Origin of the sequence: Mesorhizobium sp. M7A.F.Ca.ET.027.02.1.1 (assembly GCF_004022985.1) — a bacterium.
In the GTDB taxonomy this organism is placed as follows: Bacteria; Pseudomonadota; Alphaproteobacteria; order Rhizobiales; family Rhizobiaceae; genus Mesorhizobium.
In genome coordinates this window covers 1-5774 of record NZ_RZOL01000390.1, presented here as the reverse complement: position 1 = coordinate 5774, position 5774 = coordinate 1, and the positions used below count along the sequence as shown (strand labels likewise).

4 protein-coding genes and 1 pseudogene are annotated in these 5774 nt (G+C 62.0%); 3 read left to right on the top strand and 2 right to left on the bottom strand.

Features of this window, described 5'->3' with window-relative positions:
* Positions 1-1219: aspartate--tRNA ligase (gene aspS, locus EN749_RS29250; protein ID WP_128364462.1), on the top strand; the 1219-nt coding region annotated here is incomplete at its 5' end.
* A gap of 225 nt (positions 1220-1444) precedes the next feature.
* Here aspS and EN749_RS29245 read toward each other — a convergent pair.
* Together EN749_RS29245 and EN749_RS37890 are read right to left on the bottom strand one after the other, a co-directional pair.
* Positions 1445-2635: a hypothetical protein gene (locus EN749_RS29245; RefSeq protein WP_127267503.1), complete on the bottom strand. Its 1191-nt coding sequence runs from the start codon at positions 2633-2635 to the stop codon at positions 1445-1447.
* 102 nt (positions 2636-2737) lie between these two features.
* Entirely contained in the window at positions 2738-3007 is a 270-nt protein-coding gene (locus EN749_RS37890) for a hypothetical protein (RefSeq protein WP_189367782.1), read from the bottom strand.
* Between EN749_RS37890 and parC the strand changes: the two genes are divergently transcribed.
* The gene (parC, locus tag EN749_RS29240; protein WP_127408842.1) at positions 2963-5215 is read left to right on the top strand and encodes a DNA topoisomerase IV subunit A; all 2253 of its coding nucleotides are present in this window, start codon (positions 2963-2965) and stop codon (positions 5213-5215) included. The two genes, EN749_RS37890 and parC, sit on opposite strands and share 45 nt — an antisense overlap.
* Positions 5216-5455: 240 nt before the next feature.
* Positions 5456-5774 (top strand): annotated as a pseudogene (locus EN749_RS29235) (AI-2E family transporter); the annotation flags it as partial.

Genomic DNA, 5774 nt, shown 5'->3' with positions numbered 1-5774 from the left:
CTTCTACGCGCTGCCGCAGGCGCCGCAGCAGTACAAGCAGCTGATCATGGTGTCGGGCTTCGACCGCTACTTCCAGATCGCGCCCTGCTTCCGCGACGAGGACCCGCGCGCCGATCGTCTCCCTGGTGAGTTCTACCAGCTCGACCTTGAAATGAGCTTCGTCGAGCAGGACGACGTGCTTTCGACCATGGAACCTGTCATGCGCGGGGTCTTCGAGACCTTCGCCAACGGCAAGCCGGTGACGCAGAATTTCCAGCGCATCCCCTATGATGTGGCCATGCGCAAATACGGTTCCGACAAGCCGGACCTGCGCAACCCGATCGAAATGCAGGCCGTTTCCGACCATTTTCGCGATTCCGGCTTCAAGGTGTTCGCCAACATCCTGGCCAACGATCCGAAGGCCGAGGTGTGGGGCATTCCGGCAAAGACCGGCGGCAGCCGCGCCTTCTGCGACCGCATGAATTCCTGGGCGCAGGGCGAGGGCCAGCCGGGGCTGGGTTATATCTTCTGGCGCAAGGAGGGTGACAAGCTCGAAGGCGCCGGCCCACTCGCCAAGAACATCGGCGAGGAGCGCACAGAGGCGATCCGCCTTCAACTCGGCCTTGCCGACGGCGATGCGGCCTTTTTTGTCGCCGGGGATCCGAAGAAGTTCGTCTCCTTCGCGGGGGCTGCGCGCACCCGTGCCGGCGAGGAGCTGAACCTTGTCGACCGCGAGCGTTTCGAACTGTGCTGGATCGTCGACTTCCCGTTCTTCGAGTGGAACGAGGAAGAGAAGAAGATCGACTTCGCCCACAACCCGTTCTCGATGCCGCAGGGTGGCATCGATGCGCTGAATGGCGAGGACCTGCTCGGCATCAAGGCGTTCCAGTACGACATGGTCTGCAACGGCTTCGAGATCGCCAGCGGCGGTATCCGCAACCATCTGCCCGAAACCATGGTCAAGGCATTCGAGACGGTCGGGCTGGATCGCGCCACGGTCGAGGAGCGCTTTGGCGGCCTCTACCGCGCCTTCCAGTATGGCGCGCCGCCGCATGGCGGCATGGCCGCCGGTGTCGACCGCGTCGTCATGCTGCTGCTCGGCGCCAAGAACCTGCGTGAGATCACCATGTTCCCGATGAACCAGCAGGCCTACGATCTGTTGATGAACGCACCGTCGGAAGCGAGCCCGCAGCAGCTTCGCGACCTGGCGCTGCGCGTTGCCGTGCCCAAGAAGGACTGACGGCGGCGTTGCAACTGCCCTTTCTCCCCGTCTCTACACGGGGAGAAATGTCCGGCAGGACAATGAGGGGCAGCGCGGATGCGGGCGATTGGCGAACGGCCGTTGCAGCTGACGCCTGGCAATCGGTTCGGCATGAATTGCAATTTGTAGGCGTCGGCGCTGCCCCTCATCCGCCTGCCGGCACCTTCTCCCCGTATAGTGACGGGGAGAAGGGAACTACTTCGATCAGTCTTCGTTGGCCTTGACGGTGACGCCGAGCGTCTTCGGTAGGTCGAGCGGGTTGGACATGGCGCCCGCCATGATCAGTGCGAACGGCACGGATGCCGGCGGCTCGGCCGAGATTTCGAGGCTCTTCGGATCATCGAGGAATTTGCTGACCGCGGCCGTAACCTGCGCCGTCAGTTCCGGATTGTTGAGCTGCGCCATGCCAAACGGCACGATCGCCTTGGCCTGGTTGGCGATGTCCTTGCCGGACATGCCTTGCTGCTTGCCGACATAGTCCAGAACCTTGTTGGTCAGCGAATCGTCGTCGAAGCGGATCGAGGCGCTGTTGAACGAAAGCTGCTGCAACAGGCCGAGCATGGCCATGCCTTGCGCCGAATTGTCGGCGCCTTCAGGCTGTGCCGCCATCTTCTTCTGCATTTCCTGCAGCGACTTGATAAAGTCCAGCGTGTAGCCGCCGAGATTGAAGGTCATGCCGAGCGTGCCGGCATTCTCGACCGAGATGTCGTATTTCGACAGTTCCATCTTGCCGTCCGTGGGCTGCCAGGTGCCGGCCATTTCGAGATTGCCCGCGATGTTCTGGTAGCCGAGCGCGTTGATGACTTCCTTGGACTTCGGATCGTCCACCAGCGTCAGGTCGGCGTTGAATTTCTCCGTGGTGGCCGTGAATTCCATCGCCTTGCCGTCCGCCGGCGGCGTGATTTCGATGGCAAGGCCGTCCATCGAGAAGGCGGTCTTGTCGGCGACCTTGACGGTCATGTTCGAGAGTTCGGCTGACTTGTACATCATCAGCGAGCCGAGCGGGCCGGTGGCGCCGTCGGCCGGAACTGTCATGTCATGAATGACGAAGGGGCTGAGGTCGAGGGTGACGCCGTCCTTGCTGTGTGTGAAGGCAGCCGTCGATACGGTGGCGATGTCATAGCCGCCATTTGCCTCGGTCACACCTTCGAGTTTGACGTCGCCGATGGGAAGCGCTTCCTTCTCCGCCGCCGGTTTGATGGCAACGCCCTGCAGCACCATGCTGGTGTTGTCGCCGGTCACGCCGGTCCAGGTGATGTCGACACCTTGTGCGACAAGCGCGGCCTTCAGCCGGTCGGCCACTGCCGTATCCTGTGCGAGGGCCGCATTCAGCGGCAGCGTGAGCAAGAAGGTCGAAAGGGCCAATTTCCTAAGAGTTGAGCGTTTGATTGTCATCGCAAGGTCCCTGAGAGTGTCCTGAAATTGTTTTTCAATTATTTGCGCCATCACCATTCCGTGACGAACTGGACCGGAAAAAGGCGTGTCCCGGCACATTGGTCAAAAATCGCGATGAAAGGCAAACCCGATCCCACCGTCTTTGCGCAAACCGGTGAATTTGTCATGAAGAGCCGATAGCCGGATATCGTCGCGCTTGGCCATAGAACCCGCATGTAACAGGCTGATGTTGGCCGACATCCCCCGGGGTGCGGTTTCATGTTGCAGAAGGGCCGGTATCTCTGTCGGGCTATTGCCGCGAATCACCCGCTCAGCTAGTCCGAGCCCATGGGAAAAAGGCTTTTGCCGCCTGAAAATGGCGGTGGCGATCATATCGAACCGGTCGATCTGAAGAAGGCGCTGGAAGAGCGCTATCTGGCCTATGCGCTGTCGACCATCATGCACCGGGCACTGCCCGATGTGCGCGACGGACTGAAGCCGGTCCATCGCCGCATCATGCACGCCATGCGTCTGCTGCGGCTTAACCCCGACCAGGGCTTTGCCAAATGCGCCCGCATCGTCGGCGAGGTGATGGGCAAGTTCCACCCGCATGGCGACCAGTCGATCTATGACGCGCTGGTGCGGTTGGCGCAGGATTTTTCGATGCGCTATCCCCTGGTCGACGGGCAGGGCAATTTCGGCAACATCGACGGTGATAACGCCGCCGCCATGCGCTACACCGAAGCGCGCATGACCGATGTGGCGACCGAACTGTTGTCCGGCATCACCGAGGATGCCGTCGATTATCGGCCGACCTACAATGAAGAAGACGAGGAGCCGGTGGTTTTGCCCGGCGCCTTTCCGAATCTGCTGGCCAACGGCTCGTCCGGCATCGCGGTGGGCATGGCGACATCGATCCCGCCCCACAACGCCGCCGAGCTTTGCGATGCCGCACTTCACCTGATCGAAAACCGGGACGCGCCGGTGGCGAAGCTGATGGAGTTTGTCCAGGGGCCGGATTTCCCGACCGGCGGCATCATCGTCGACAGCCGCGCCTCGATCCTCGAAGCCTATCAAACCGGCCGCGGGGGCTTTCGCGTGCGCTCGAAGTGGTTCCAGGAGGACCAGGGCAGGGGCACCTGGAGCATCGTCGTCACCGAAATACCCTACGGCGTGCAGAAGGCGCGGCTGATCGAGAAGATCGCCGAACTGCTGATGGCGCGCAAGCTGCCGCTGCTCGAGGACATCAGGGACGAAAGCGCCGAGGACGTCCGCGTCGTGCTGGTGCCGAAGAGCCGTTCGGTCGATCCCGGCATTCTGATGGAATCGCTGTTCAAGCTGACCGAACTCGAAAGCCGCTTCCCGCTCAACATGAATGTGCTGTCGCGCGGCAAGGTGCCCAACGTGCTGTCGCTGAAGGGCGTGCTGCAGGAATGGCTCGAGCACCGCCGCGAGGTCTTGATCCGCCGCTCGAAACACCGGCTTGGCGAGATCGAAAGACGGCTGGAGATACTTGCCGGCTATTTGATCGCCTACCTCAACATCGACGAGGTGATCAGGATCATCCGCGAGGAGGATGAGCCAAAGCAGGTGATGATGGCCCGCTGGTCGCTCACCGACACCCAGGCCGAAGCCATCCTCAATATGCGGCTGCGCGCTCTGCGCAAGCTTGAAGAATTCGAGATCCGCAAGGAATTCGACGGCCTGAGCGCCGAGAAAAAGCAGATCGAGGCACTGCTTGCTTCGAACGAGAAGCAGTGGGCGACGATCAAATGGGAAGTCACCAACATCCGCGACAAGTTCGGCCCGGAGACCGAACTCGGCAAGCGCCGCACCCAGTTCGCCGACGCGCCCGAGCATGATCTGACCGACATCGCACATGCCATGATCGAGCGCGAGCCGGTCACGGTCGTCGTGTCGGAAAAGGGCTGGCTACGGGCGATGAAGGGGCATCTGGCCGATCTCTCGACGCTGACCTTCAAGGAGGGCGACAGCCTCAAGCTCGCCTTCCATGCCCAGACCACCGACAAGGTTCTTGTCTTCACCACCGGCGGCAAGTTCTACACCATCGGCGCCGACCGGCTGCCTGGCGGGCGCGGCCATGGCGAGCCGATCCGCATCATCGTCGATATGGACAATGACCAGGACATCGTCACCGCCTTCGTTCACGATCCGAAGCGCAAGCTGCTGCTGGCCTCGCACGACGCCAACGGTTTCATCGTGCCGGAGGAGGAAGTCGTCGCCAACACCCGCAAGGGCAAGCAGGTGATGAACGTCAAGGCGCCGGACGAAGCCAAGCGCTGCATCCCGGTCACCGGCGACCATCTCGCCATCGTCGGCGAGAATCGCAAGATGCTGGTGTTCGCGCTCGCCGAGATTCCGGAGATGGGCCGCGGCAAGGGCGTGCGGCTGCAGAAATACAAGGATGGCGGCCTTCTCGATCTCAAACCGTTCACGCTGGAGACCGGCCTCTCCTGGCAGGATTCGGCCGACCGCACCTTCACAAGGTCGCGCGAGGAACTGGCCGAGTGGATCGGTGCCCGTGCGTCGGCCGGACGGATGGTGCCGAAGGGATTCCCGAGGACGGGGAAATTTGGGTAGCGCTGCTAATCTCCCCTCGAGGGGGAGATGTCGCCAAAGGCGACAGAGGGGTCGGCACGACTGGACGCGACCTCCTGCTTTGCGAACAGAGAATGCTAGCGCTTCACGCGCGGCGATCCCCTCTGGCCTGCCGGCCATCTCCCCCTCGAGGGGGGAGATCCCCAATGATTTGGACTATCGTCACGATTGCTGCACTATATCAGTGCATAAACAGGAGGGGTGTTTGGGAGAGCCAGGCGTTTGAAGGAAGCAAAAATCCAGAAACCGGAACGGCAGCAACGCCTGTTCGGCCTGTCGACGCCGCTCAGGTCCGCCGTCATTCCGCCGCTGTCGGCGGCGCGCTGGCTGCTGGTGCTGATCGTCGCCGCCGGCGTTTATTTCTTCCACGGCTTCCTGTTTCCGGTGCTGGCGGCGCTCGTCATCGCTTTCGCCAGCTGGCCGCTTTACCGCCGCCTGCTTGTCGCGGTCAGTGGCAACCGCACCATCCCCGCGACCTTAGCCATCCTCTTCATCCTCGCCTTCCTGGTGATCCCGATCGCGCTCGCCGGCACCTATGCGA